This is a genomic window from Pseudomonas sp. B21-056, from assembly GCF_026016325.1.
In the GTDB taxonomy this organism is placed as follows: domain Bacteria; phylum Pseudomonadota; class Gammaproteobacteria; order Pseudomonadales; family Pseudomonadaceae; genus Aquipseudomonas.
Window position 1 is genome coordinate 4,808,107 of the sequence record NZ_CP087203.1, and the last position, 26,174, is coordinate 4,834,280.

The following is a 26,174-nucleotide window of genomic DNA, read 5'->3' on the forward strand; positions in this document are numbered from 1 at the left end:
CGCTCGACAGCTCCTACACCCTTTGTGGGAGTTCGTCGCATCCGGGTCATCCCCACCCATGCCGCGTGCTAGCATGTCGCGCCTATTTTGGAGGACCCATGGCCGAGCACGATTTCCGCTACACCCTGATGAACCCGCAGCACACCCTGACCGAAGTCCGCGCACTGGCGCCGGGCCGCTACCAGGTCACCGGCAATGGCGGTTCAATCCAGGCCAACGATGTACTGCTGGTCACCCTCAAGGGCAGCAAGGATCTGTCCATGCGCCTGACCGTGGACACCGTTCGCCACCTGCTCAAGCCCATGGGTCAATGGACCGCCATGACCACCGGCCCGGTGTTCGGCGAATTGGCGATCCACACCTGGCAGGTCAACTGCGACGGTTGTGCCAAGGCACTGAGCTTCGAATTTGCCGTCGACGCCAAGCTCGGCGTCAAGGCCCAGAAACCGGCCGCCAGCGCACGCATTGCCGAGCTGGGCTGGACCACCGTGGGTGAAAAGCATCTGTGCCCGACATGCAGGGAAGCCGCTTGATGAAACGTTTGGCCCTGTCCGCGTTGATCGGCATGAGCCTGATGGGCTGTGCCGCCGAACCTGTACAGTTGCAACAGAACCGTGGCTACATCCTGGAATGGATCGGTGAACGACCATTGATGGACTACAGCCACCTGACCATCACCCTGGGAGAGGATGGCCGGGCCTATGGCAATGCTGGCTGCAATCACTGGTTCGCGCCCTATACCCTGGAAGGTCACCGCTTGAGCTTCGGCAAGATCGGCAGCACCCGTAAACTCTGCGGCCCGGCCGTGATGGAGCAGGAGTCGCGGTTTTTGCAGGCACTGGAAAAGGTCCAGCGCTGGGATATCTCGCCCATCGAGCAAGTACGCTTCTGGCCGGCCCGGGGCAAGCCGCTGCGGTGGTGGCTGGAAGAGGGTTGAGCCTCCCAAAGATTTTGAGCCTGGCTGGATCCTGTGGAGAGGGGATTTATCCCCTCTCCACAGGATCCAGCCCTCAGCCCCATCACAAGGTGTTATTTAAGCGCCTGCAACGCCGCAAGCTTCGCCATCACCCCCGTCGCCGTCTGCTCACCCAGCAATTGCTCACGCACCTTGCCCTGGTTGTCGATGATGTAGGTCACCGGCAACCCCTCACTGCGAGGCAGGTCGAAGATCTCGGCCGGGTCCCGGGCCAGCACGGTGAACCGGATGCCCATCTTGTCGGCGGCGCTCTTGAGCTCCTCGCCCTGCACCTGATCGAAATTCACCCCGAACACGCCGACGTTGCGTCCCTTGAGCTGTTCGGCCAGGGCATTGAACTCCGGGATCTCGGTGCGGCACGGCGCGCACCATTCGGCCCAGTAGTTGATGACCACCCACTGTTTGTCCAGCCGTTGCGAGGCAATCGCCTGGCCGTTCTGGTCAATGCCGTAGTCGTTTCCGCACCCGGCGAGCAACAAGATGCCCATGAATGTCAGTGCCGCCGTCAATCGCCTTGCCATGTGCCAATCCTTGTCTGAATGTGAACCCTGCCACGACCCATCGCGGCACAGTAGAATAGCCGCCACCTTACGCAAGATGCGACCCGCTCATGACCGATCTGACGCTTTATCACAACCCGCGCTGCTCAAAATCCCGCGGTGCGCTGGAACTGTTGGAGGCCCGCGGCCTGACGCCCACCGTGGTGCGTTACCTGGAAACCCCGCTCGATGCAGCGCAGCTCGAACGGCTGCTGGGCAAGCTCGGCATCACGGCCCGGCAACTGCTGCGCACCGGCGAGGACGAATACGCCAGCCTGAACCTGGCCGACGAAAGCCTGAGCCAGGCGCAATTGATCGCTGCCATTGCCGGCCACCCGAAACTCATGGAACGGCCGATTCTGGAAACCGCCGACAAAGCCGTGATCGGTCGTCCGCCGGAGAAGATCCTGGAGATCCTGCCGTGAGCACCCCGTACATCCTGGTGTTGTATTACAGCCGCAGTGGTTCCACCAATGAAATGGCCCGGCAGATCGCCCGCGGCATCGAACAGGCCGGGCTCGAAGCCAGGTTGCGCACGGTGCCGGCGATTTCCACCGAGTGCGAAGCGGTGGCCCCGGACATCCCCGAGCAAGGCCCGCTGTATGCCACCCTCGATGATCTGAAGAATTGTGCCGGCCTGGCCCTGGGCAGCCCGACCCGTTTCGGCAACATGGCCGCGCCGCTCAAGTACTTTCTCGACGGCACCAGCAACCTGTGGCTGACCGGCGCCCTGGTGGGCAAACCCGCTGGCGTGTTCACTTCCACCGCGAGCCTGCACGGCGGCCAGGAAACCACCCTGTTGTCGATGATGCTGCCGCTGTTGCACCACGGCATGCTGATCACCGGCCTGCCCTACAGCGAATCGGCGCTGATCGATACCGAGGGCGGCGGTACGCCCTATGGGCCGAGCCATCACGCCGGCAGTGACGGTAAAAGCGGCTTGAACGAGCATGAAGTCGCCCTGTGCCGGGCGTTGGGTTCGCGCCTGGCGAAAACCGCACAGTTGCTGGAGAGTGGCCGTGGCTAAGAAGCCGAAGATCCTCCCTTCCATCCAGTGGCTGGAGCCGCGCGTACGTATCGCCCGGGTCCTCAGCCTGCTGTGCTTTTTCGGCCTGGTGGGGGTGCTCAGCGTGTATTACCTGCTGATCGCCGATCTGCACGGCGCGCGGCCCTGGGTGATCCTGCTGATCGAATTGGTGCCGCTGTTGATACTGGCACCCGGCATGCTCACCGGCAGCGCTCGCGGCCATTCATGGATGTGCTTCGTGGTGAACCTGTATTTCATCAAGGGCGCACTGGCGGCCTATGACCCGAACCGGCAATTGTTCGGTGTACTGGAAATGCTCGCGAGCGTGGCGGTGTTCTGTTCGGCCTTGTTGTATGTGCGGTGGCGGTTTCAGTTGAACCGGCGATTGGCTGGCGAGGGAGAGATTTCCGCCGCCTGACAGGCCGCCATCGCGAGCAGGCTCGCTCCCACATTGGTATGCATTCCCCTGTGGGATTTGGAGTGCGTTCCCCCTGTGGGAGCGAGCCTGCTCGCGATAGGTGCGACGCGGTCTCAATGATTCACTGTATAAGCCAGCATCATCGAAATCTGCGACATCGGCCGCCCGCCACTCTCTTCATGCCACTGGTTGAAGGCATTCTGCACTGTCGCCAGGTCCCGCAGGCTGGTGGGCACCTTGTCGATGATGTCCTGGGCATTGAGCGCCGCCACCACGTCATAGCTGGGCGAGAAGGTATCCTTGCCCATCATCCGTAAAAACCGCGGAGCCGACTGGCCGCCCAGTTGATGGCCATGCTTTTTCAGGTAGGTCCATAGACCCACGATATCGGTCACCGGCCAGTCGGCGATCAGCTCACCGAAGCTGCCTTTTTCATGGGCCACGTCCAATATCAACTGCGCGTTGCGGGGCACGCTCTTGAGCTTGCCCAGATGCCGGATGATCCGCGTATCCTGCATCAGCCGCTCCAGGTGCTCGGCGCCCATCAGCACGACCTTTTCCGGATCGAACTTGAAGAACACTTCCTCAAATGCCGGCCATTTTGCATCGACCAGGCTGTGCTTGAGCCCGGCGCGGAAAACCCGCAACGCCAGGGTCGAGAGGTAGCGGTCGTCGCTGATCTTGCGCAGTTGTGCCGGGGTCTTGGGAACAGGCAGGCGGGCTTCCAGTTCAGCCGCCGAACCGAAGCGGTTCAGACAGTACTCATGCAGCCACTTGTAATCGCGCATTCCCGCTCCTGGGGTCCGGTCAGAGGTTCACGACATTGACGAAGCGCGAAGCAGCGCTTTCGTCGATACGCAGGTTGGTGAAATCGAACAGGTTGCGGTCCGCCAGTTGCGATGGAACGACGTTCTGCAAACTGCGGAAGATGCTCTCGGTACGCCCGGGCGTCTTGCGCTCCCACTCCTGGAGCATCTCCTTGACCACCTGGCGTTGCAGATTCTCCTGGGAACCGCACAGGTTGCAGGGGATGATCGGGAATTGCTTGAGATCCGAATAAGCCTGGATGTCTTTCTCGTTGCAATAGGCCAGCGGGCGGATCACCACGTTGCGCCCGTCATCGGCGCGCAGTTTGGGCGGCATGGCCTTGAGCGAGCCGTTGAAGAACATGTTCAGGAAGAACGTCTCGACGATGTCGTCACGGTGGTGCCCCAGGGCCATCTTGGTCGCGCCGATCTCGTCGGCGAAGGTGTAGAGCGTGCCGCGACGCAGGCGTGAACACAGCGAACAGGTGGTCTTGCCCTCGGGAATCAGTTCCTTGACCACCGAGTAGGTGTCTTTTTCGACGATGTGGTATTCAACGCCCAGCGCCTTGAGGTACGCCGGCAGCACGTCCTCGGGGAAACCGGGCTGCTTCTGGTCCATGTTCACCGCGACGATGTCGAACTTGATCGGCGCAACCTTCTGCAGATGCATCAGCACATCGAGCATGGTGTAGCTGTCCTTGCCACCGGACAGGCAGACCATGACCTTGTCGCCGTCTTCAATCATGTTGAAATCGGCAACCGCCTCACCGGCCAGGCGGCGCAGGCGCTTTTGCAGTTTGTTCTGGTTGACCGTGAGAGTGCCCATGACGCGAAATCCGTGAGGTGTGACGAAGGGCCGGCATTTTACGCAAAAACAGGCCTGCGGCGAAGAGGCTGGCACACCACTGTTGTGGCGAGGGGATTTATCCCCGCTGGGGCGCGCAGCGGCCCTATTCTTTTGGGGCCGCTACGCAGCCCAGCGGGGATAAATCCCCTCGCCACAGGGTTGATCACTGGCTTCAAGACCGTGCACACAGACCTATCGGCGATTAACCCGCCAACCGACAGCGCGATTTGCTCTAAGCCCCCCATCCCCCTGGGGATAACTCCTTTCTATACTGCGTCATAAGGTCGCACACATATTCAGACCTTTACTTACTTGGCCATTTTGGCCCGTAGGCGCTCCGCTGGGGGGCGATGGCAATAACAAAGGAGTGACTGACTATGATCCATCATGTCGTGGGGCTCTTTACCCACCCTGATCAAGAATGGAAAGACATCCGTGGCGATCAGGAGGAAAGCATCAGCCACATGTACCTCACCCACACGCTGATCCTGGCAGCGATTCCCGCTGTGTCGGCGTTTATCGGCACCACGCAGGTAGGATGGGTCATCGGCAATCGTGCCCCCGTCATGCTCACCCACGAAAGCGCGCTGTGGATGACCATCATGTCCTACCTGGCCATGCTGGGCGGTGTCGCGGTCATGGGCGCGTTCATTCACTGGATGGCCCGCACCTATGACGCCAACCCGAGCCTGGCCCGTTGCGTGGCATTCGCCACCTACACCGCCACGCCCCTGTTCATCGGCGGCCTGGCGGCGCTCTACCCACACATGTGGCTGGGGATGATCGTTGGCACGGCGGCGATCTGCTACACGGTTTACCTGCTGTATGTGGGCTTGCCGACCTTCATGAATATTCCCCAGGACGAAGGTTTCCTGTTTTCCAGTTCGGTACTCGCCGTCGGCCTGGTGGTGCTGGTTGCCATCATGGCGTTCACAGTGATTGTCTGGGGGTTGGGCGTCGGCCCGGTCTATACCAACTGAAAAAACCCAAGGCTCTCCAAAAAAAACAGGATCTGCCAACACAGGCCGCCGCAAGGCGGCCTTCCTGTGTCTGACTGTGGAAACGACCGCTGGGCACCTGGGCGATTCGCAACGGCCGATGCTTGCGGCATACTCCGGTTTCTGGAGACCCGTAAAGCATGCTCGAGCAACTCAATACCCGCGTCGAAGAGTGTTACCAACAAGCCGAATCCTTTTTCAAACGTCCTTTCAAACGCCCGGTGGTCAGCTTCAAACTGCGTGGGCAGAAAGCCGGTGTCGCGCATTTGCATGAGAACCTGCTGCGTTTCAATCCGCAGCTGTACCGGGAAAATGCCGAAGACTTCCTCAAGCAGACTGTCGCCCACGAAGTCGCGCACCTGATCGCCCATCAGCTATTTGGCGAGCGCATCCAGCCCCATGGCGAAGAGTGGCAACTGATCATGCGCGGCGTGTACGAACTGCCGCCCAACCGCTGCCACACCTACGAAATCAAACGCCGCAGCGTCACCCGCTACATCTACAAATGCCCCTGCGACGGCAGCGACTTCCCGTTCTCGGCCCAACGCCATAGCCTGGTACGCCAGGGGCGGCGGTATCTGTGCCGCAGCTGTCGTGGGACGTTGGTGTTCAGTGGGGAGACGCGGGTGGAGTAGCAGATGTTTGTGGTGCCTGGGCCGGCCTCATCGCGAGCAGGCTCGCTCCCACAGGGGATTTGCAGCGCTCACAGATCCAATGTGGGAGCGAGCCTGCTCGCGATGAGGCCAGCAAGAACCCTACAAAACCACCTTGGCACCCCGCAACTGGGCAATCCGCTCGACACTGAACCCCAACTCCCGCAACACCTGATCCGTATGCGCCCCCAGCCCCGCGCCCACATGCCGAGGCTCGGGCAATCCTTCGGAGAACTTCAACGGACACGCCATCTGCGCCTGACTCGACCCATCGCCGCGAGGCACCCGGGTGACCACTTCCCGGGCCTGCAATTGCGGATGCCCGAGCGCTTCCTCCAGGCTCAGCACCGGCTCGACACAGGCATCGATGTTGGCGAACAACCGGCAAAGCTCGGCAAAGTCATGCTGCTCGAATTCGGCTTGCAGCGCCTGCTTGAGCCGGTGTTGTTGCTCAGGCTCGGATGACAGCCCCAGGGCCGCCAGCTCTGGCCGCCCCAACGCCTCGCACAGCGCCTGCATGAAAGCCGGTTCGAGACTGCCCACCGACATCCAGCGACCATCCCGGGTGCGGTAATAGTCATAGAAGCTGCCGCCATTGAGCATCTGCTTCTCCCTGCCAGGTTCGACACCGCCCGCCAGGTAACCGGCGCCCGCCAGTGCGTTCAGGCTGAACACACAATCGGCCATGCTCACATCCAGGTGTTGACCCTGCCCGCTTTGCTGGCGGGCAATCACCGCCGCCAGCAACCCGATCACCCCGTGCAGCGAACCGCCGGCGATGTCCGCCGCCTGGATGCCCAGGGGCAGCGGGCCGCTCTCGGCGCGGCCGGTATGGCTGGCCAGCCCTGTCAGGGCCAGGTAGTTGATGTCATGCCCGGCGCGGTCCTTGTAGGGCCCGGTCTGGCCGTAGCCGGTGATCGACACGTAGATGAGCCGGGGGTTGATTGCTTTCAACGCCTCATACCCGAGCCCCAATCGCTCCATAACACCGGGGCGGAACTGTTCCAGCAGAATGTCGTAGTCAGCCAGCAGCCGCTTGATCACCTCCAGCGCCTGCGGTTGCTTGAGGTCCAGGGCCAGGCTGCGTTTGTTGCGATTGAGGTAGGCATGGCCGGCGGAGACACCCTGGTCATGGGGCGGCAGAACCCGTAGCAGGTCCAGGCGGGTCGGTGATTCGATGCGCAGCACCTCGGCGCCCATGTCCGCCAGCAGCAGCGAGGCGAACGGGCCGGGTAGCAGGGTCGAAAAGTCCAGAACCTTGAGCGATGCCAATGGGCCTTGCATGGCCAATCTCCAGGGGGTGATCCGCAAAGACTAGGCAGGCGCTGGCGGCGGAGCAATTACCGCAGGTGGCGTTTGGGATGACCATTGCGCTCAAGACTTGCACACACCTTTTGTGGCGAGGGGATTTATCCCCGCTGGGGCGCGCAGCGACCCCCTGCGTCCTGCTGGACACACATAGGGCACATATCCATTGGGGTCGCTACGCAACCCAGCGGGGATAAATCCCCTCGCCACAAAAACTCTTCCAGCCTTGAGAAAGCATTCCATGAAAAAACCCGCCGAAGCGGGTTTTTTCATTGCAGCCTGAAGATTACTTCACAACGCCTGGAGCAGAGCCTTCAGCCGCGGCAATCTGCGCCGCTGCGATCTGCTCGTCGTCTTCACGAACGTCAGAGATACCACGACCGCCGGAAGCCAGTTCGGTCTGCAACTGGTCTTCATCCAGCTCCTTGACCCACTTGGCAACCACGATGGTAGCAACCGCGTTGCCCACCAGGTTGGTCAGGGCGCGGGCTTCGGACATGAAGCGGTCGATACCCAGGATCAGCGCCAGGCCGGCTACCGGCAAGGTGCCCACGGCCGACAGGGTGGCCGCCAACACGATGAAGCCGCTACCAGTCACGCCAGCAGCACCTTTGGACGACAGCAACAACACGGCCAGCAGGGTGATCTGGTGAGTCAGGTCCATCGGGGTATCAGTGGCCTGGGCGATGAACACCGCAGCCATGGTCAGGTAGATCGAAGTACCGTCGAGGTTGAACGAGTAACCGGTCGGGATCACCAGGCCTACGACCGACTTCTTGGCACCCAGGCGCTCCATTTTGATCAGCATGCGTGGCAAGGCCGACTCCGACGAGGAAGTACCCAGTACGATCAGCAGCTCTTCACGGATGTAGCGGACCAGCTTGATGACACTGAAGCCGTGGGCGCGGCAGATGGCGCCCAGCACCACCAGCACGAACACGATGCAGGTGATGTAGAAGCAGATCATCAGTTGACCCAGTTGCACCAGCGAACCGACACCGTAGGCGCCGATGGTGAACGCCATGGCACCGAATGCACCGATGGGGGCCAGCTTCATGATCATGTTGATGATGATGAACATCACGTGGGCGAAGCGATCGATGAAGTCCAGCACCGGCTTGCCGTAGGCACCCAGGCGATGCAGGGCGAAGCCGAAGAGCACCGAGAACATCAGCACTTGCAGGATGTCGCCGTTGGCGAACGCGCCGACGATAGTGTTCGGGATCACGTTGAGGATGAAGGCGATGATGCTCTGGTCTTTACCGGCCGAGATGAAACCGGCGATCTTGCTGGTGTCCAGGGTCGTCACGTCGATGTGCATGCCGTTACCCGGTTGCACGATGTTGACCACGACCAGGCCAATCAGCAGGGCGATGGTGGAGACGATTTCGAAGTACAACAGCGCGTAGCCACCGGTCTTGCCGACCGACTTCATGTTCTGCATGCCGCCGATACCGCTGACAACGGTGCAGAAGATGATCGGGGCGATGACCATTTTGATCAGTTTGATGAACCCGTCACCGAACGGCTTGAGGGCCACACCGGTCTGCGGATAGAAGTGGCCGAGCAAAATACCGATGGCAATGGCAACGATCACCTGGAAATACAGGGATTTATACAGGGGCTGACGAGTCGTCATGGCAAACCTTCCTCAAGCGTCCCGCGTGACGACATCCAGCTGTCATCCACGGCACCTCAACTTTGCGAACCCTCCTGCACTGGAGGGATTTGTTTTGTCGGCTGCACAAGGGCAGACCTACGTAATGCATCGCAAAGCCCGTGCCATTTTCCAGAAAAGCCCTACAGCCGCCATGGCAGACAGGTTTTGTGATTAATCACAGGTTAAACAATAGCGTATACGGTGGCGGATTTCCGCCAACAGGCTGATTCCTGTTCCGGGATTTGGCGGATATCCGCCTTGTCGCGATGAATCGCCCTGCTACCATCGGTCGCTTATCCAACGGATTGATGCCATGCGCCAACGCACGATCGCCAGTCACTTTGCCCGCGCAGCCCTGGGGGGTGCGCGCCGGCAGGGGTTCGACTACCTTCCCCTGCTGCAACAACTGGGCATCAGCCCTGAGCTGCTGGACGAACCGCGCGCGCGTATCGCGCCGGAGCAGTTCGCCCGCCTGCTGCAGTCGCTGTGGCTGGCAATGGGGGATGAATACCTTGGATTTGGCCGCGCTCCGAGCAAACCCGGGACGTTCGCCATGATGTGCCACACGCTGATCCATTGCCGGCCCCTGGGCCGGGCGCTCCAGCGTGGCCTGTTGTTCTACAGTCTGTTCCCCGACGCCCCGGACCTGACACTGGTGGCCGAAGGCGAACAGGTACGCCTGGTGCTGGACGATTCGGCATTGTGGGACCCGGACCACTTCCTCACCGAGAGCCTGCTGGTGGTCTGGCACCGCCTCGCCAGTTGGCTGATCGGCCAGCGAATCGGCCTGGAACAGGCAAGCTTCAGTTATGCCCGCCCCGCCCATGGCGCCGAGTACGACTTGCTGTTCCCCTGTCCGCTGGCGTTCGAGGCGCCACACAGCAGCCTGTTGTTCCACAGCCGCTACCTGGACATGCCGCTGCTTCAGGACGAACGGACCCTCAAGCGCTTTCTCGAGCGCTCCCCCGCCGACCTGCTCTCACGGCCAGACGATGGCCACAGCCTGAGCAGCCAACTGCGTCGCTTGCTCGGCCGCGATACCGCACGCTGGCCGGACCTGGAGGCTGTCGCCGATCATCTGCACCTCAGTCCCCAGACCCTGCGCCGGCATCTGCGGGAGGAAGGCACCAGCTTCCAGGAGCTCAAGGATCACCTGCGGCGGGATATCGCCATCTACCACCTGGGGCGCGCGGACCTGTCGTTGCAGCAGATCGCCGAGCAGTTGGGATTCTCCGAGCCGTCGGCGTTTCACCGGGCGTTCAAGAAGTGGACGGGGCTGACGCCGGGGGCTTATCGGGAGCAGGAGAATTGAGGAGGGCTGGGTGTTTTGCGGTGTACGGGTGGCCGCCATCGCGAGCAGGCTCGCTCCCACAAGGGATTTGCGGTGCTCACAAAACCTGTGGGAGCGAGCCTGCTCGCGATGGCGTCAGCGGCCCCACCACCCAACCCAGTCAAACCACCGGAAAAAGCACCCGGAACGCCGCCCCGCCCAGTTCTGAATCCCCCAGGGTCAGGCGTGCGCCGTAGCTCTCGATGATGTCCTTGACCACCGCCAGGCCAATCCCCTGCCCCGGATGCTGGCGGTCCAGCCGCTCGCCGCGCTGGAGAATCCGCGCACGTTGGTCCGGTGGCACGCCCGGCCCGTCATCCTCGACGCACAGTTCGATGCCGCCAAGGGTCTGGTGCACGCTGACGAGCACTTCGCCCAGGCACAGCCGATAGGCATTTTCCAGCAGGTTGCCGAGCATCTCCAGCAAGGCGCCCTGCTCGATCGGCACCTGGCAGTGCTCCGGCAGGTCGAAACGGACGTTGACCCGTTTATCGCGATAGACCTTGTCCAGGGTGTCGCACAGGCTTTGCAGCACCGGGCGCAGGCGCACCTGATGGCGCACCAGCCCGCTCTTGCGCAGGCTGGCGCGCTGCAACTGGTAGCCGATCTGCTGGCTCATGCGTTCGATCTGGGTCTGCAACACCCAGGCCTGCCCACGGTCTTCGGGACGCCGGGCCATGTCTTCGCCCACACCCTGCAACACTGCCAACGGCGTCTTCAGGCTGTGGGCCAGGTCGTCGAGGGAATCACGATAGCGGCTGCGCTGCTCCCGCTCGCTGTGCAACAGGCGATTGAGGGAGCCGGTCAGGCGCAACAGTTCCCGGGGATGCTCGGTACTGAGGCTCTCCCGGGTGCCGCCTTCGATTTCATCCAGCTCCTGGCTCAGGCGTCGCAACGCCCGCAGCCCCCAGGTCAGGCCGATCCACAACAGCGCCAGCAACACCGCCAGCGCCGCGCCGAACCCCAGGTAGAGTTTGTCCCGTAGCCCCTGCAGGGTCACTTCGTAATCGCGCACCGGCTGCAAGGTGACGATGCTGAACGCCGCGTTCTGGCCGGCGAGCAACTTGATCTCGACGTCATAGACAAAGAATTCCTCGCCGCTCTGCTCGCGAATGCGGGCAAATTCGTTGCCCTGGCCGTCGTAGCGTGGCGTGTAGTTGATGTTTTCTTCCTGGGTCGCCTTCGACCGCCACACCAGCCGCCCGTCGCGATCATAGATGTAGCCCAGCAGGCGGGCGTCGGCGAGGTTGAAGCGCTCGTCGGGCAACTGTGCCGGCATCTTCAGGTGATTGTTTTCCACCCGGGCGGCGGAAATCAGCGTGGTCACGTCCGAGGCCAGGCGTTGCTGGATGGATTCCTGCAACGCCAGGCTGAACGCGCCTTGCATGGCCGGCAGCAACGCCAACATGAACAGTACCGCCAAGGTGGTGGCGGCCAGCATCAACCGCACCCGGAGGGAACGAATCACTGGCAGCGCTCGTTGAACAGGTAGCCCAGGCCGCGCACGGTGTCGATCGGCTTGAAGCCGGCGGGGCCTTCCAGTTTACGGCGCAGGCGCCCTACCAATACTTCGATGACATTGGGGTCGCGCTCGTCGTCATCGGGGTACAACTGCTCCATCAGGCGGTCCTTGGCCACCACCTGCTGGTGATGGCGCATCAGGTATTCGAGGATGCGGTATTCGTAGGCCGTCAGCGCCAGCGGTTCTTCGTCGAGGGTGGCCTGCTTGCGGTTCAGGTCCAACAGCAAAGGACCGGCGACGATGGTCGACTGGGTGAACCCACTGGAGCGGCGTAACAGGGCATTCAGCCGGGCCTCCAGCTCTTCGAACTGAAACGGCTTGACCACGTAGTCATCGGCCCCGGCGGCCAGGCCTTCGACCTTGTCCTGCCAGTTGCCACGGGCGGTGAGGATCAGGATCGGAAAGGTCTTGTCCTGGGCACGCAGCCGGCGGATCAGCTCCAGGCCGCTGATCCCGGGCAGACCCAGGTCGATCACCGCCAGGTCATGGTTGAATTCCGCGACCTGGTACAGGGCCTCCTCGGCATTGGCCACGGCCTGCACCACATGGCCGCTGTCGGTGAGACGGGTTTGCAGGTGATGACGCAACAGCGCTTCGTCTTCGACGACCAGTAACTTCATGGAGCCTCTCTCCAGGCAAATCCGATAATCCAGTGCTGTGCAGCGCAACGAAAGCCGCCGGATCGGCCCTGTGGGAGCGAGCCTGCTCCGGGCGGCGAGCGATCTGTCATTCAAGATTGCAGCGACTGATCCACCGCTATCGCGAGCAGGCTCGCTCCCACAAGGAACCGCTTAGAACGTGTAGTTGGCGGACAGGTAGGTCTGGGCACTGCTGGTCAGGTCCAGCGAACCCACCTTGTCGCCGCCGTGGGGGCTCATCTCGGTGCTGGCGTTGCTGCGCAGGTAACGGTAACCCAGTTCCACCGAGGTGTTCTGCGAAATTTGTTGCAGGACGCCGCCCTGCAGGCCTGCCGCGAAACCGATGTCGCTGTCGCGACTGAAGCCTGGGGAGTCCTGGGTCACCTTGGTCAGGCCCGCCGTTGCGCCACCGAACAGTTTGGTGCTGCCAGTCACCGGATAGAACAGGTCGTAGCTGCCCAGCAGATTTTCCTGGCGCAACTTGATGCCATTGTGAGTACCCGAAACGTTGTCGTAGGTGGCGTAGTAGCGACCCTGGTCGTTCTGCTTGCCCAATCGGACGGCATAGGTGGCGTCCTTGCCGATCACGCCGTCGGCGTTCGGATTGTTCAGTGCCTGGTCCAGGGCGCTGGATTTCTTGACCTTGTCGCTGGTCTGGCCGAGGGTCAGGCTGGCGAAGTTGTCATCGGCGTGGGCCATGGCGCTGGCACCCAGCACAGTGAAAGCCAGCAGCAGTTTTTTCATGTGTGTCATGTTCAGGTTCCTTTGAAACGTGGGTGGTGTGTGAAGTCGTGGTCACGTTAACCAGCGGATCCTGAACACCCCTTGAACGTTCTCTGAACCTGCGCTGAATGAATCGGCTAGAGTGTCCTGTCTCGTGCGACCCATTCTTTCAAGGAGATTCCCCCATGCGCAGGTTGCTTGCTGTTGTACTTCTGGCCTTGAGCGGTGCGGGCCACGCCGCCGTCCAGACCCAGGAGATTCCCTACACCAGTGCCGACGGCACGAAGCTGATCGGTTATTACGCCTACGACGATGCGGTCAAGGGGCCGCGCCCGGGCGTGGTGGTGGTGCATGAATGGTGGGGCCTGAACGACTACGCCAAGCGCCGCGCCCGCGACCTCGCCGGCCTGGGCTACAGCGCCCTGGCGATCGATATGTACGGCGATGGCAAGAACACCGAGCATCCCAAGGACGCCATGGCGTTCATGCAAGCGGCACTCAAGGACAGCAAGGCCGCCGGCGCGCGCTTCCAGGCCGGGCTCGACCTGTTGAAGAAGCAACCGCAGACCGACCCGGACAAACTGGCTGCCATCGGTTACTGCTTCGGCGGAAAAGTGGTGCTGGATGCGGCTCGCCAGGGCGTTCCGCTGGCCGGCGTGGTGAGTTTCCATGGCGCCCTGGTGACCAACACCCCGGCCACCCCCGGCAGCGTCAAGGCGAAGATGCTGGTCGAGCATGGCGCGCTGGACAGCATGGTCACCGAGGATAACGTCACCGCGTTCAAGAGCGAGATGGACAAGGCCGGCGCCGACTACAAGTTCGTCAGCCTGGCAGGCGCCAAGCACGGCTTCAGCAACCCCGACGCCGACCGCCTGAGCCACGGCGAACATGGCGGGCCGGACATCGGCTACAACAAGGCGGCCGATGAGCAGTCGTGGGCGGATATGCAGAAGTTCTTCAAGAAGATCTTTGGCTGAGCAACCGAACCACTTGCTACCACTGAACCCTGCAGGAGCTGTCGAGTGCAGCGAGGCTGCGATCTTTTGATCTTTCCCTTGAGACTCAAGTGTTAGTGGAAAGATCGCAGCCTCGCTTCGCTCGACAGCTCCTACAGAGCCCAGCGGGGATAAATCCCCTCGCCACAACAGTGTTCACAACTCCCCGGCATCACCCACTACCCAGCACCCAGCCAACCCGGCAAAATGCCCGGCATGAACCGACTCCCTGTCCTGCCCGCCTGCTGCTCGCCCCTGGATGACCATTGGCTGTTGCCCGACGCCCTGCCCGACACGATTCTGTTGAGCACCCGCTTCGATCCGCTGTTGCTGATCGGCGAAGACTTTGCGAACAGTGCCATCGAACCACCCGCGAGCATCCAGCGTTCGGTGGCCAAGCGTCAGGCCGAATTCCTTGCCGGGCGGATCTGTGCCCGGGCGGCCCTTCATCAGCTGGACGGCCAACTCTGCGTACCGGCTATCGGCGAAGACCGTGCCCCCGTCTGGCCGGCTCATGTCAGCGGATCGATCACCCACGGCACTGGCCGGGCGGCGGCCATCGTCGCTCGCAAGGACCACTGGCAAGGGCTGGGCATGGACCTGGAGAACCTGCTCGACCCGGAGCGCGCCGAGCGGCTGGCGAGTGAAATCCTCACCCCGCCGGAACTGCAGCGCATGGCCACCACTCGTCGAGATGATCGAGCGTTGCTGGTAACGTTGACCTTTTCGGTGAAGGAAAGCCTGTTCAAGGCGCTGTACCCGATCGTCGGGCAGCGCTTCTATTTCGAACATGCCGAAGTGCTGGAATGGACCCGCGACGGGCAGGTGCGCCTGCGCTTGCTGACGGACCTGTCGGCCGAATGGCGTCATGGCAGTGAATTGCAGGCGCGGTTCGGGGTGAAGGATGGGCAGTTGTTGAGTCTGGTGGGGATCAAGGCCTGAGGCTTTTGTATCGCTTTTGAAGGCCCCATCGCGAGCAGGCTCGCTCCCACAGGAGGAATGCGTTCCCATGTGGGAGCGAGCCTGCTCGCGATGAGGACAATCCAGTCGCTACATCCCTCACCCCCTGTCCTGATGCCTCGGCCAGCTCAAGCTGAAACACGCCCCACCCAGGCTCTTGCTCTTGGCGATCAACGCCCGGCCGCCATGCCAGTAGATGATCCGCCGCACGATCGACAGTCCCAGCCCATGACCGCCCGAAGCCCGGGCACGGCTGTCGTCCAGGCGCAGGAAGGGCTTGAACACCCGCTCCCAGGCCGCCTCCGGCACGCCGGGTCCGTCATCCTCGACGTCCACCCGACAACGCAGTTGCCCCACCTGATAACTCACGGTCACCCGGGATCTGGCATGGCGCATCGCGTTGCCCACCAGGTTCTGCAGGGCGCGGTGCAGGAAACGTGGCTCGGCCTCGACCCAGGCACCGTCGCAATCGGCGGCAGACAGGCACAGGCCGCGCTCGACCATGACCCCGGCCCGCAACGGGCCCAGTTCTTCAATCACTTGGCTGACCAGCGCATCCAGATCCACCCGCTGGAAGTTCAGGGCCGGTGAGCCTTGCTCCAGTCGCGCATAGGTCAGCATCTCGTCCACCAGCCGATCCAGGTCTTCGATGTCATGGTCCATGCCCGCCAGGTATTTTTCCCGGGCCTGGGAGGTGGCAGCGCTGCCGAGCATTTCCAGGCCGAAGCGCAGGCGCGCCACCGGGGTGCGCAGCTCGTGGGAAACCGCCCGCACCAGCTCACGCTGGATCGCCAACAGTTGTTGCAAGTGCTCGGCCATGCCGTTGAACGCGGCGGCCAGTCGCCCGACCGAATCGGCACCGCGAGCCGGCACGCGGGTTTCCAGGCTGCCCTGGGCGATCTGGGTGGCGGCGGCCTCCAGGCCGCTCAGACGCCGTTCCAACTGGCGCACCAACAGGTAGACGATCAACCCGATCAGGCTCAAGCCCAACGCCGCGATCAGTACCAGCCATTCGGGTGGATAAGGGTTCATCTGGTACAGCGGGCCGATTTCCAGTACCCACGGCGTGCCCACCATCCCGGCGAACACACGGATCGAATCGCCGCCCTTGCCCAGGGCCATCACCGTATCGCCCTCGGACACACGACGGCGCTGGTCTTCGTCCATGTTCGCCTGCTCGGCAGTCATCAGCCGCAGATCGAAACCGAAGCCTTTTTCTTCCTTGAGTTGCGCAAGGCGTTGGGGTTGCTCGCCCACCGGGTAGCGCACCAGTTCGTCGGCCAGCAGGTAGATAGTTGCCCGGGCCAATTGCTCGCTGATCTGCTGGACTTCCCCGACCAACATCAGTTGCTCACCATCGTTGACCAACCGATAGACCTTCGCCGCATGGGGCCCGGTCTGTTCAACCAGCGCCTGCCCCCGCAGCACGCGGGTGCGCTGACCCAGGTCCAGGTCGGTCTGGGCGAAAGTCTGCAACGCCAGGGGAATGCCCAGCAGCCGTTCCCACAGCAGCAGCGCCCGGTGGCGCTCGGTGTCGTTCATCGGCCGCAGGTTCTCGGCCATCAGGGAAAACGTGCCGTGGGCCAGGCGCTCGCGGTACTGCTCACTGCGGGTCTGGTTGAGCAGGTGCAGGGCCAGTACCCCAAGCACCGCCACCAGCACCAGCGCCGCACACATGCCGCCATAGATACGCAGGAAGATCGAGTTCACGGTGCCGGGTCTACACAGGCTTCAGGCACGAACAGGTAGCCTTTGCTGCGAATGGTCTTGATCAGCCGTGGATGGTCCGGGTCGTCGCCGATCTTGGGCCGGATGCGCGAGATGCGCACGTCGATGGAGCGGTCCTGGCCGTCATAACCGATGCCACGCAGGGCGGTGAAGATTTCTTCCCGGGACAGGATGCGCCCGGCATTGGACACCAGCAGCCACAGCAGGTCGAACTCGGCGCTGGTGAGCTCGATGCCGTTGCCCTGCAACCAGGCCTCGCGCAAGGCGTCGTCCACCACCAGCGGGCCGAATTGCAGGCGCCGCGGCTTTTGCGAGTTCGGCTCCACTGGCTCGCTGCGCCGCAACAGGGCCTGGATGCGCGCCAGCAACAAACGCGGGCGCACCGGTTTGCAGACGTAGTCGTCGGCACCCAGGTCCAGGCCCTGGATCTGGTCGGCGTCGTCGGTGCGGGCCGTGAGCATCAGGATCGGCCCATCGTACTGCGCCCGGACCTTGCGGCAGATGCTCAGGCCGTCTTCGCCGGGCAGCATCAGGTCGAGGATCACCAGGTCCGGCTGCTCGGCGATGATCCGCGCCGCCGCCACCGCGCCGTTCCCTTCGATGGCGACGCGCAACCCGTTGCTTTCCAGGTACTCACGGGTCAGCTCGGCCAGACGCTGGTCATCCTCGACGATCAATACCTGCCAGGCTTCTTGTTCCACTTGGGGCCTCGTATTGCTGTGAATATAGGAAGAAGGAACGACGCACTCACCTGTGGCGAGGGAGCTTGCTCCCGCTGGGCTGCGCAGCGGCCCCAAGATTTTGCGGCTGCTGCGCAACCGAGCGGGAGCAAGCTCCCTCGCCACAAATGCCCGTTCGCTCTTTTGTCATGTCAAAGGAGGATAACCCTGTCCGACACACCGGCCGATTGTATAAACGGCGGCCCGGTAGAAAACAAGCGGACAAATGCGTTCGGTCAAGCGGAATTTGTGTGGTAACGTCCGCGCCCGCAAAAACCGCCAGGCTGTTTTCAGTGCCTCGAAAACGATGAAAAAAGGCCCACTCCAGCAAGGTCGCGGCCTACAGCGCAGTTCCCTGTTTCGCACACAAATTACGCACAGGTTTATCCACAGGTAGTACGTTGCATTCATCCCCCAAAACGCATTATCTTGTAGCCCGCTGCGAAAAAAACCCTACATGTAGGGGTTGAAGCCAAAAACCAAACACAAGTCGGACAGAGAATTCAAGCGCTTTTCGCACCTCTTTCCACTTGAAACAACGTGTTTTCCCAAGACCAGACCGCCCCTGCGGATGGCCACTGTTTCAAAGGTCGAAAACGACCGAAACGGTACGGGTGTTGCAGTCCATTGCTGCCACCCATGAACTTCGGATGGAAGCAGCCCCACGGGCCTGCTTCCTACTGTCCCGAAGTTGTTATACCCGACGCCAGTCGGTTGTAGTGCTTCAGGACGGAACGGTGGGCACCGTGATGGTGCCCAAACAAACATAGAGAACGTGGAGACACCCATGCACACCGACACAACTCGCGAGAACCCGCAGGGCACCGCGCCGCTGGCCGCCGATTCGACCCCGGATCTGGCCGCCACCGCGCCTGGCCAACTGCGCGTGATCAAGCGTAACGGCACTGTCGTTCCTTATACCGATGACAAGATCACCGTCGCCATCACCAAAGCGTTCCTCGCAGTTGAAGGTGGCACCGCCGCCGCTTCGTCGCGCATCCACGACACCGTGGCGCGCCTGACCGAACAGGTCACCGCGACCTTCAAGCGTCGCATGCCGTCGGGCGGCACCATCCACATCGAAGAAATCCAGGACCAGGTCGAACTGGCCCTGATGCGTGCCGGCGAGCAGAAAGTGGCCCGCGACTACGTGATCTACCGTGACTCCCGTGCCAAGGAACGCGCCACCCGCAGCCCGGCCGACGCACCGGTCCAGGCCCACCCGTCGATCCGCATCGCCCGCGCCGATGGCAGCCTGGCGCCGCTGGACATGGGCCGCCTGGCCACCATCGTCACCGAAGCCTGCGAAGGCCTGGAAGAAGTCGACGGCGACCTGATCCAGCGCGAAACCCTGAAGAACCTCTATGACGGCGTAGCGCTCAAGGACGTCAACACTGCCCTGGTGATGACCGCGCGGACCCTGGTGGAACGCGAGCCGAACTACTCCTTCGTGACCGCCCGCCTGCTGATGGACACCCTGCGCGCCGAAGGCCTGGGCTTCCTGGAAGTCGCCGAGAGCGCGACCCACCACGAGATGGCCGACCTGTACGCCAAGGCCCTGCCGGCCTATATCGCCAAGGGTATCGAATTCGAATTGCTGAACCCGGTCCTGGCCTCTTTCGACCTGGAAAAACTCGGCAAGGCGATCAACCACGAGCGCGACCAGCAGTTCACCTACCTGGGCCTGCAAACCCTGTACGACCGTTACTTCATCCACAAGGACGGTATCCGCTTCGAACTGCCGCAGATCTTCTTCATGCGCGTGGCCATGGGCCTGGCGATCGAAGAGAAGCAGAAAGAAGACCGTGCCATCGAGTTCTACAACCTGTTGTCGTCCTTCGACTACATGGCCTCGACTCCGACCCTGTTCAACGCCGGTACCCTGCGTCCACAGCTGTCGAGCTGCTACCTGACCACCGTGCCGGACGACCTGTCGGGCATCTACGGCGCGATCCACGACAACGCCATGCTGTCGAAATTCGCCGGCGGCCTGGGCAACGACTGGACGCCGGTTCGTGCCCTGGGCTCGTACATCAAGGGCACCAACGGTAAATCCCAGGGCGTCGTGCCGTTCCTCAAAGTGGTCAATGACACCGCTGTCGCGGTCAACCAGGGCGGCAAGCGCAAGGGCGCGGTCTGTGCCTACCTGGAAACCTGGCACATGGACATTGAAGAGTTCATCGAGCTGCGCAAGAACACCGGTGATGACCGTCGTCGTACCCACGACATGAACACCGCCAACTGGATCCCCGACCTGTTCATGAAGCGTGTCTTCGACGACGGCAAGTGGACCCTGTTCTCGCCATCCGAAGTACCGGACCTGCATGACCTGACCGGCAAGGCCTTCGAAGAGCGCTACGAGTACTACGAAGCCCTGACTGAGTACAACAAGATCAAGCTGTTCAAGGTCGTCCAGGCCAAGGACCTGTGGCGCAAGATGCTCTCGATGCTGTTCGAGACCGGCCACCCATGGCTGACCTTCAAGGACCCGTGCAACCTGCGCAGCCCGCAGCAGCACGTGGGCGTGGTCCACAGCTCGAACCTGTGCACCGAGATCACCCTGAACACCAACAAGGACGAGATCGCTGTCTGCAACCTGGGCTCGATCAACCTGCCGAACCACATCGTCGATGGCAAGCTGGACACCGCCAAGCTGCAACGCACCGTGAACACCGCCGTGCGCATGCTCGACAACGTGATCGACATCAACTACTACTCGGTGCCACAGGCGAAGAACTCCAACTTCAAGCACCGTCCGGTCGGCCTCGGCATCATGGGCTTCCAGGACGCGTTGTACCTGCAGCACATCCCGTACGGCTCCGACGCCGCGGTCGAGTTCGCCGACAAGTCCATGGAAGCGGTCAGCTACTACGCGATCCAGGCTTCCTGCGACCTGGCCGACGAGCGTGGCGCCTATGAGACGTTCCAGGGCTCGCTGTGGTCCAAGGGCGTCCTGCCGCTGGACTCGCAACAGATCCTGATCGCGTCCCGTGGCGAGAAGTACATCGACGTCGACCTGACCGAATCCCTGGACTGGGCACCGGTTCGTGCCCGTGTACAGAAAGGCATCCGTAACTCCAACATCATGGCCATCGCACCGACCGCCACCATCGCCAACATCACCGGCGTGTCGCAGTCGATCGAACCGACCTACCAGAACCTGTACGTGAAATCGAACCTGTCGGGCGAATTCACCGTGATCAACCCGTACCTGGTCCGCGACCTCAAGGCCCGCGGCCTGTGGGACTCGGTCATGATCAACGACCTGAAGTACTACGACGGTTCGGTACAGCAGATCGAGCGCATCCCGCAGGAACTGAAAGAGCTCTACGCGACCGCATTCGAAGTGGACACCCGCTGGATCGTCGACGCCGCCAGCCGCCGTCAGAAGTGGATCGACCAGGCTCAGTCGCTGAACCTGTACATCGCCGGCGCCTCGGGCAAGAAGCTGGACGTGACCTACCGCATGGCCTGGTACCGTGGCCTGAAAACCACCTACTACCTCCGTGCCCTGGCCGCCACCAGCACCGAGAAGTCGACCATCAACACCGGCAAGCTGAACGCTGTTTCCAGCGGCGGCAACCACGGGGACGATTCGGTCCTGGCTGCTCCAGCAGGACCTGCGCCAGTGCCGAAAGCCTGCGCGATCGACGAGCCAGATTGCGAAGCTTGCCAATAAGCTGAGCGGGCGGGCGCTGCGAGGCGCCTGCTGAAAAGAAGCCCCCGATAGACCGCTGGTTTATCGGGGGTTTTCTTTTGTCTGGAGGAAAGTGGCGTCTGGGCTGACCTCATCGCGAGCAGGCTCGCACACATTGGAATGCGCCCCCTGTGGGAGCGAGCCTGCTCGCGAAGGGGCCGGATCAGGCAACACAAAACAACCAGCCAAAAAGAAAGGCGCCCAATTGAACGCCTGACGATGAACACTCAACTGAAACCCATTACGACTCCGACGCAATAGCAATCGCCACCCTTGATACGTTCAAAGCATTCAGGCCCGCAATGCATATCCGTCCGTTGCGGATGAAATAGATGCCATGCTTTTCCCGGATACGATCCACGGCGTCGGCTGTCAGGCCGGAATAGCTGAACATGCCGCTCTGGGTGACGAGATATTCCACCTTGGAGTACGGCTTGAGGGTCTTGATCTCGTCATACAACGCATGGCGCATGTCAACCATACGCTGGCGCATCCGCTCAAGCTCAGCCAGCCACGCGGTCCTGAGTGAAGGCTCGCCAAGGATGATGCTCACCAGCTCCGCTCCGAATCGAGGCGGGTTGGAATAGTTGGTGCGCACGGTGCCTTTAAGCTGACCGGCAACCCGCCCGGCAATCACGCTGCTTTGGCAGATGACCGATAGCGACCCGACTCGCTCGCCATAAAGGGAGAAGACTTTCGAAAAGGAGTTACTGACCAGGCCGGTAATGCCAGAACCTGCCAGCGCCCGGATGGCATAGCTGTCCTTCGCAAGTCCCTCTCCCAGCCCAAGGTACGCAGCATCCAGGAACGGAATGAGAGAACGACGGGCGAACAGACTGAAAAGCGCATCCCATTGACCGGGCGCCAGATCGAGACCCGTAGGGTTGTGACAGCAAGCATGCAAGAGAACGATCGTGTTCGCCGGCAACGACTCGAAGGTTGCAATCAATCCTTCAAAATTGATTTGCCGGCCATCCTCCTTCAGATACGGATAACGCTGCACTTCAAAACCTGCACCCTTGAAGATCGCGTGATGATTGTCCCACGTCGGGTCGCTTATCCAGACTTCAGCGTCCGGGTAATAGCGCTTCAGAAAATCCGCACCGACACGAATCGCGCCTGAACCGCCCACTGTCTGGAGAGTAACGATGCGCTCTCCATGCTCTGCGTCGGCCTCACCGAACAGGTATTGCTGTACCTGCTTACGAAAGGAAGGAAGACCGTCCATGGGAAGATAGAGGTTGGGTTCCTGCGTCCGCGTATCCAGGATGCTCTTCGCTTTTTTAACCGACTCCAGCACGGGAACGTTGCCATGCTCGTCGTAATAGAAACCGATGCTGAGGTTGACCTTTTCAGTACGGGGATCTTTTTGATAGTCCTCCATCAACGACAGGATAGGGTCACCGGGATAAATCTCAACGTGCTCGAACATGCATGTCTCCTAAGTTCAGCTGGCAAAAGTCGGGTGCAGGAATGTCCAGGGACTCGTATCGCTACCACGAGGTACGGTCACCTCGATCAGGACGGGCTTGTCCGCAGCGAATGCAGATTCCAGCACAGGACGTAACTGGGCAGGTGAAGCGACACGGTGCGCCTGGACCCCGAACGACTCAGCGAATTTGACGAAATCCGGATTGATCAACTCCGAACCGAGCAATCGGCCCCCAAAGCTCTCCTGCTGATCCCGGTAGACATTCCCGAAGGCGTTGTTGTTGAAGACAATGGTGACCAGATTCAGGTTGTACTGCACCGCAGTTGCCAGTTCCTGGGCCGCGAACATGAAACCTCCGTCACCGCAGATGGAAACCACCGCCTTGTCCGGATGGGCAGCCTTCACGCCAAGTGCCGTGGGGAATCCAAAGCCAAGCGTGCCCTGGTGGCCCGAAGTGACCAGGGTACGTGGCTTATAGACCGGGAATCCGAAGATGGATGTGAACCCGACCTGGGAAATTTCCTCAATGAAGAAACCATCGCGTGGCAGCACATCGCGGATCACCCGCAGGTAGTTGAGTTGAGGCTGCACAGCCTGGATCGCCTGCTCGGCAGCCGCCTTTGCCTCGGCCACTTCCACCGTCCGAAGCCGAGGTGGCCCTACCCGCAGAACGGCTTCGGCGAGTGCCTTGGAGGCAGCGCCGGCATCGGCGATCAAATTGACCTCGGCATTGATTCTGCGCACCTCGGCCGGATCAATATCGATGCGGATCAGCTTCAGCCCGGCAGGACGGTGCCTCCAGCGTATGTCCAACAACTCGAACCGAGAGCCGATTACCACAGCCACATCGGTTTGCGGCCATAGCCGGGCACCGGCAGCGACGGTGAAGCCCAGGGGATGTTCATCGCTCACGACACCACGGCCACCCCGGAAGCTGACCACAGGCGCGCCCAGGACCTCGGCCAATTGATTGACCTCGGCACCGGCGTCCAATGCTCCGGAACCGGCAAAGATCATCGGAGACTTTGCCTGGCTCAACAACTTGGCGGCACGCTCTACTGCGTCGGTGTCCACAGGCGGCGTCGGCTTCAAGCCAATGGGTTGCTGGGGCGCCACCGCGGCGGATCGGGTAAAGAAGTCCCATGACGCTTGAAGAGACACCACACCCGGGCGCCCCGACAGCATCTCTTGGAATGCCCGCGCAAGTTGCCAGGGCGCATCCGCCGGCTGTTCGATATGGGCCGCCCATTTGCCGACGCTCTGCAGAACTTCCAGTTGACGCGGCAGCTCATGCAACTGGCCGCGCCCACGATCCTTGAACGCACTCATGACATCGCCGGTGAGCGCCAGTACAGGTGCGTTGCAACCATGGGCGGTCAGCATCGCCGCACTGGCGTTGAGAATCCCGGGGCCGGGAACCACAGTGAACACACCGGGTTTGCCTGTGGACCGGGCATAGCCGAACGCCATGTAGGCACTGGTCTGCTCGTGCCGCGCACCGAAGATTCGCAGGCTATCGGCGTTGCGGGCGAGTGCGTCGGTGAGGCCGTAGATCTGGGCACCTGGAAGTGCGAAGACCGTATCTACGCCATGGGCCTTGAGGCCTTGAACAATGGCATCACCACCGGTCATTGTTTGCATAACAGTCTTGTCGGTTTTCATATAAGCCCCTATTGCAAATTCATTCGTAGCTGACTTCACGAACATCACTCACTTGGTATTTTCTGTAAGCGGCATAGATCAAGAGAAGCCAGATCGGGATCAGCCACACCGCGATGCGGATAGACGGAATAAAAGCCATTACCCCTAACAGTCCCACAATGAAGGCAATGCAAAGGTAATTACTGAACGGGTGAAATGGAGATTTATATTCCAACGCCTCGGCACTCCTGGTCTTTGCCTCCCTGAACTTCAAATGTGTATAACTTGTGAGAAGCCAATTGATGACCGTCGCCGAAACAGTCAACGACATCAAAACCTCCATCGTCCCGTTTGGCGAAAAATAATTCATTACAACTGCTCCACCGGTCACCAATGAAGTGACGAGCAGTGCATTGACAGGGACTCGGTTGCCATTGAGTTTCGTCAGGTACTTAGGCGCCTGGTTTTGCTCGGCCATAGAAAACAGCAGCCGTGTGTTGCAATAGACAACACCGTTGTAAACCGACATCGCGGCGGTCAAGATAACCAGGTTGAGCAAGTTGGCCGCCAAATCGCTACCCAACAGGCTCAGAATTTTTACGAATGGACTGGCACTGTAAGGATCGCCGGCCTGATCCAGGGAAGCTACCAGGGTATTCCACGGGGTGAGGGCCAGAAGAATCGCCAGGGCCGCCACATAGAACAGTCCGATTCGATACAGCACCTGATTGATCGCACGGGGGATGCTGCTTTTCGGATTCTTCGCTTCACCCGCAGTGAAACCAATCATCTCCAGGCCGCCAAACGCGAACATGATGAACGGCAGCGCCATCAACAGGCCACCAACGCCGTTGGGGAGAAAGCCGCCGTGCGACCAGAGGTTGGAAACGGATGCTTCCAACGGTCGGGTCGGGCCAAAGAGCAGCCAGCCGCCAAATCCGATCATGGCGATGATCGCCAGGACCTTCACCAGCGCGAACCAGAACTCCACCTCCCCGTAGACACGCACCTTCAGGAGGTTCATGCCATTCACGATCAGAAAGAAACAGGCCGCGGTTGTCCATGTCGGAACTTCAGGCCACCAGAACTGAATATACTTGCCGATCGCGGTAAGTTCGGCCATTCCCACCAGCACATACGCCGCGATGTAATTCCAGCCAGTCAGATAGCCTGTAAAACCGCCACAATATTTTCTGGCAAAATAACTAAGCGAGCCGGACACAGGCTCGTCAACCAGCATCTCACCCAGTTGCCGCATGATAAGAAATGCAATCATCCCTGCAATCGCATAGCCGATCAGAAGTCCTGGTCCGGCTGACTTTATTACCCCAGCGCTGCCCAGAAACAAACCAGTACCGATGGCGCCACCCAAGCCAATCATTTGGATATGGCGGTTCGACAAGCCGCGCGAAAGCTCGGGGCCAGAACTCTGTAGTCTGCTCATCATTATTCTTCTCAATGTATTCACCTCATATAACGTTCACTGGGCGTCAGATGAGATGCGATTTCGGCAGGTATAAATGGGCAACAATACCCATCACTATGATTATTGGGCTT

General features: G+C 61.1%; 24 protein-coding genes. 11 read left to right on the top strand and 13 right to left on the bottom strand.

What is annotated here, in order from left to right:
* Window positions 1-98 precede the first annotated feature (98 nt).
* Together LOY67_RS20810 and LOY67_RS20815 are read left to right on the top strand one after the other, a co-directional pair.
* Window positions 99-533 (top strand): hypothetical protein, encoded by a 435-nt coding sequence (locus tag LOY67_RS20810; protein WP_265064233.1) that lies wholly within the window; start codon window positions 99-101, stop codon window positions 531-533.
* On the top strand, window positions 533-937 hold the full coding sequence (locus tag LOY67_RS20815) for an META domain-containing protein (protein WP_265064234.1): 405 nt from the start codon (window positions 533-535) through the stop codon (window positions 935-937). The genes LOY67_RS20810 and LOY67_RS20815 overlap by 1 nt, the downstream gene beginning before the upstream one ends.
* Before the next feature lie 92 nt (window positions 938-1,029).
* Here the strand turns inward: LOY67_RS20815 and LOY67_RS20820 are convergent, their stop codons facing one another.
* The gene (locus tag LOY67_RS20820; RefSeq protein ID WP_265064235.1) at window positions 1,030-1,497 is read right to left on the bottom strand and encodes a TlpA disulfide reductase family protein; all 468 of its coding nucleotides are present in this window, start codon (window positions 1,495-1,497) and stop codon (window positions 1,030-1,032) included.
* 89 nt (window positions 1,498-1,586) lie between these two features.
* On the opposite strand from LOY67_RS20820, the gene arsC reads away from it, so the two are divergent.
* Genes arsC through LOY67_RS20835 form a run of 3 tightly spaced genes read left to right on the top strand, consistent with a single transcriptional unit; the run spans window position 1,587 to window position 2,960 of the window.
* Window positions 1,587-1,940, top strand: a complete 354-nt coding sequence (gene arsC, locus LOY67_RS20825; protein WP_265064236.1) for an arsenate reductase (glutaredoxin) — start codon at window positions 1,587-1,589, stop codon at window positions 1,938-1,940.
* Entirely contained in the window at window positions 1,937-2,542 is a 606-nt protein-coding gene (wrbA, locus tag LOY67_RS20830; protein ID WP_041020225.1) for an NAD(P)H:quinone oxidoreductase, read from the top strand. The genes arsC and wrbA overlap by 4 nt, the downstream gene beginning before the upstream one ends.
* On the top strand, window positions 2,535-2,960 hold the full coding sequence (locus LOY67_RS20835; RefSeq protein WP_265064237.1) for a DUF2069 domain-containing protein: 426 nt from the start codon (window positions 2,535-2,537) through the stop codon (window positions 2,958-2,960). Before wrbA ends, LOY67_RS20835 begins: the two co-directional genes overlap by 8 nt.
* 113 nt (window positions 2,961-3,073) lie before the next feature.
* Here the strand turns inward: LOY67_RS20835 and LOY67_RS20840 are convergent, their stop codons facing one another.
* Both LOY67_RS20840 and ttcA read right to left on the bottom strand, forming a co-directional pair.
* Window positions 3,074-3,748, bottom strand: coding sequence for a DNA-3-methyladenine glycosylase I (locus tag LOY67_RS20840; protein WP_265064238.1), 675 nt, complete (start codon window positions 3,746-3,748; stop codon window positions 3,074-3,076).
* Window positions 3,749-3,767: 19 nt separating this feature from the next.
* Window positions 3,768-4,592, bottom strand: coding sequence for a tRNA 2-thiocytidine(32) synthetase TtcA (gene ttcA, locus LOY67_RS20845; protein WP_265064239.1), 825 nt, complete (start codon window positions 4,590-4,592; stop codon window positions 3,768-3,770).
* A 398-nt stretch (window positions 4,593-4,990) separates the two neighbouring features.
* Between ttcA and LOY67_RS20850 the strand changes: the two genes are divergently transcribed.
* Both LOY67_RS20850 and LOY67_RS20855 read left to right on the top strand, forming a co-directional pair.
* Window positions 4,991-5,593 carry a Yip1 family protein gene (locus tag LOY67_RS20850; protein ID WP_139647902.1) on the top strand — a complete coding sequence of 201 codons (603 nt, stop codon included), beginning with the start codon at window positions 4,991-4,993 and terminating at the stop codon, window positions 5,591-5,593.
* 158 nt (window positions 5,594-5,751) lie between these two features.
* The gene (locus LOY67_RS20855) at window positions 5,752-6,246 is read left to right on the top strand and encodes a SprT family zinc-dependent metalloprotease (RefSeq protein WP_265064240.1); all 495 of its coding nucleotides are present in this window, start codon (window positions 5,752-5,754) and stop codon (window positions 6,244-6,246) included.
* Window positions 6,247-6,366: 120 nt separating this feature from the next.
* On the opposite strand, the gene LOY67_RS20860 is transcribed toward LOY67_RS20855, so the two are convergent.
* Both LOY67_RS20860 and LOY67_RS20865 read right to left on the bottom strand, forming a co-directional pair.
* Window positions 6,367-7,548: a CaiB/BaiF CoA transferase family protein gene (locus LOY67_RS20860; protein ID WP_265064241.1), complete on the bottom strand. Its 1,182-nt coding sequence runs from the start codon at window positions 7,546-7,548 to the stop codon at window positions 6,367-6,369.
* A 310-nt stretch (window positions 7,549-7,858) separates the two neighbouring features.
* Entirely contained in the window at window positions 7,859-9,211 is a 1,353-nt protein-coding gene (locus LOY67_RS20865) for a dicarboxylate/amino acid:cation symporter (RefSeq protein WP_265064242.1), read from the bottom strand.
* Window positions 9,212-9,545: 334 nt separating this feature from the next.
* Between LOY67_RS20865 and LOY67_RS20870 the strand changes: the two genes are divergently transcribed.
* Window positions 9,546-10,544, top strand: a complete 999-nt coding sequence (locus LOY67_RS20870; protein WP_265064243.1) for an AraC family transcriptional regulator — start codon at window positions 9,546-9,548, stop codon at window positions 10,542-10,544.
* A gap of 139 nt (window positions 10,545-10,683) precedes the next feature.
* Here LOY67_RS20870 and LOY67_RS20875 read toward each other — a convergent pair whose 3' ends face one another.
* From LOY67_RS20875 to LOY67_RS20885, 3 genes are all read right to left on the bottom strand, one after another.
* The gene (locus LOY67_RS20875; protein WP_265064244.1) at window positions 10,684-12,030 is read right to left on the bottom strand and encodes an ATP-binding protein; all 1,347 of its coding nucleotides are present in this window, start codon (window positions 12,028-12,030) and stop codon (window positions 10,684-10,686) included.
* Window positions 12,027-12,704, bottom strand: a complete 678-nt coding sequence (locus LOY67_RS20880; protein ID WP_265064245.1) for a response regulator — start codon at window positions 12,702-12,704, stop codon at window positions 12,027-12,029. The genes LOY67_RS20875 and LOY67_RS20880 overlap by 4 nt, the downstream gene beginning before the upstream one ends.
* A gap of 171 nt (window positions 12,705-12,875) precedes the next feature.
* Window positions 12,876-13,475 carry a porin family protein gene (locus LOY67_RS20885; RefSeq protein ID WP_265064246.1) on the bottom strand — a complete coding sequence of 200 codons (600 nt, stop codon included), beginning with the start codon at window positions 13,473-13,475 and terminating at the stop codon, window positions 12,876-12,878.
* 155 nt (window positions 13,476-13,630) lie between these two features.
* Between LOY67_RS20885 and LOY67_RS20890 the strand changes: the two genes are divergently transcribed.
* Window positions 13,631-14,422 (top strand): dienelactone hydrolase family protein, encoded by a 792-nt coding sequence (locus LOY67_RS20890; RefSeq protein ID WP_265064247.1) that lies wholly within the window; start codon window positions 13,631-13,633, stop codon window positions 14,420-14,422.
* A 234-nt stretch (window positions 14,423-14,656) separates the two neighbouring features.
* Entirely contained in the window at window positions 14,657-15,382 is a 726-nt protein-coding gene (locus LOY67_RS20895; protein WP_265064248.1) for a 4'-phosphopantetheinyl transferase family protein, read from the top strand.
* A 117-nt stretch (window positions 15,383-15,499) separates the two neighbouring features.
* Here the strand turns inward: LOY67_RS20895 and LOY67_RS20900 are convergent, their stop codons facing one another.
* Window positions 15,500-17,110, bottom strand: coding sequence for an ATP-binding protein (locus LOY67_RS20900; protein ID WP_265064249.1), 1,611 nt, complete (start codon window positions 17,108-17,110; stop codon window positions 15,500-15,502).
* Window positions 17,107-17,829 carry a response regulator gene (locus LOY67_RS20905; RefSeq protein ID WP_265064250.1) on the bottom strand — a complete coding sequence of 241 codons (723 nt, stop codon included), beginning with the start codon at window positions 17,827-17,829 and terminating at the stop codon, window positions 17,107-17,109. Before LOY67_RS20905 ends, LOY67_RS20900 begins: the two co-directional genes overlap by 4 nt.
* A gap of 805 nt (window positions 17,830-18,634) precedes the next feature.
* Here LOY67_RS20905 and LOY67_RS20910 point away from each other — a divergent pair.
* Entirely contained in the window at window positions 18,635-21,526 is a 2,892-nt protein-coding gene (locus LOY67_RS20910; protein ID WP_265064251.1) for a ribonucleoside-diphosphate reductase subunit alpha, read from the top strand.
* Window positions 21,527-21,785: 259 nt separating this feature from the next.
* Here the strand turns inward: LOY67_RS20910 and LOY67_RS20915 are convergent, their stop codons facing one another.
* From LOY67_RS20915 to LOY67_RS20925, 3 genes are read right to left on the bottom strand one after another with little or no spacing between them, the layout of a single operon-like run.
* Complete coding sequence (locus tag LOY67_RS20915; RefSeq protein ID WP_265064252.1) at window positions 21,786-22,976, bottom strand: aromatic amino acid transaminase; 1,191 nt, start codon at window positions 22,974-22,976, stop codon at window positions 21,786-21,788.
* A 15-nt stretch (window positions 22,977-22,991) separates the two neighbouring features.
* The gene (locus tag LOY67_RS20920) at window positions 22,992-24,617 is read right to left on the bottom strand and encodes a thiamine pyrophosphate-dependent enzyme (RefSeq protein WP_265064253.1); all 1,626 of its coding nucleotides are present in this window, start codon (window positions 24,615-24,617) and stop codon (window positions 22,992-22,994) included.
* A 40-nt stretch (window positions 24,618-24,657) separates the two neighbouring features.
* Window positions 24,658-26,061, bottom strand: a complete 1,404-nt coding sequence (locus LOY67_RS20925) for an amino acid permease (RefSeq protein ID WP_320109992.1) — start codon at window positions 26,059-26,061, stop codon at window positions 24,658-24,660.
* Window positions 26,062-26,174 lie beyond the last annotated feature (113 nt).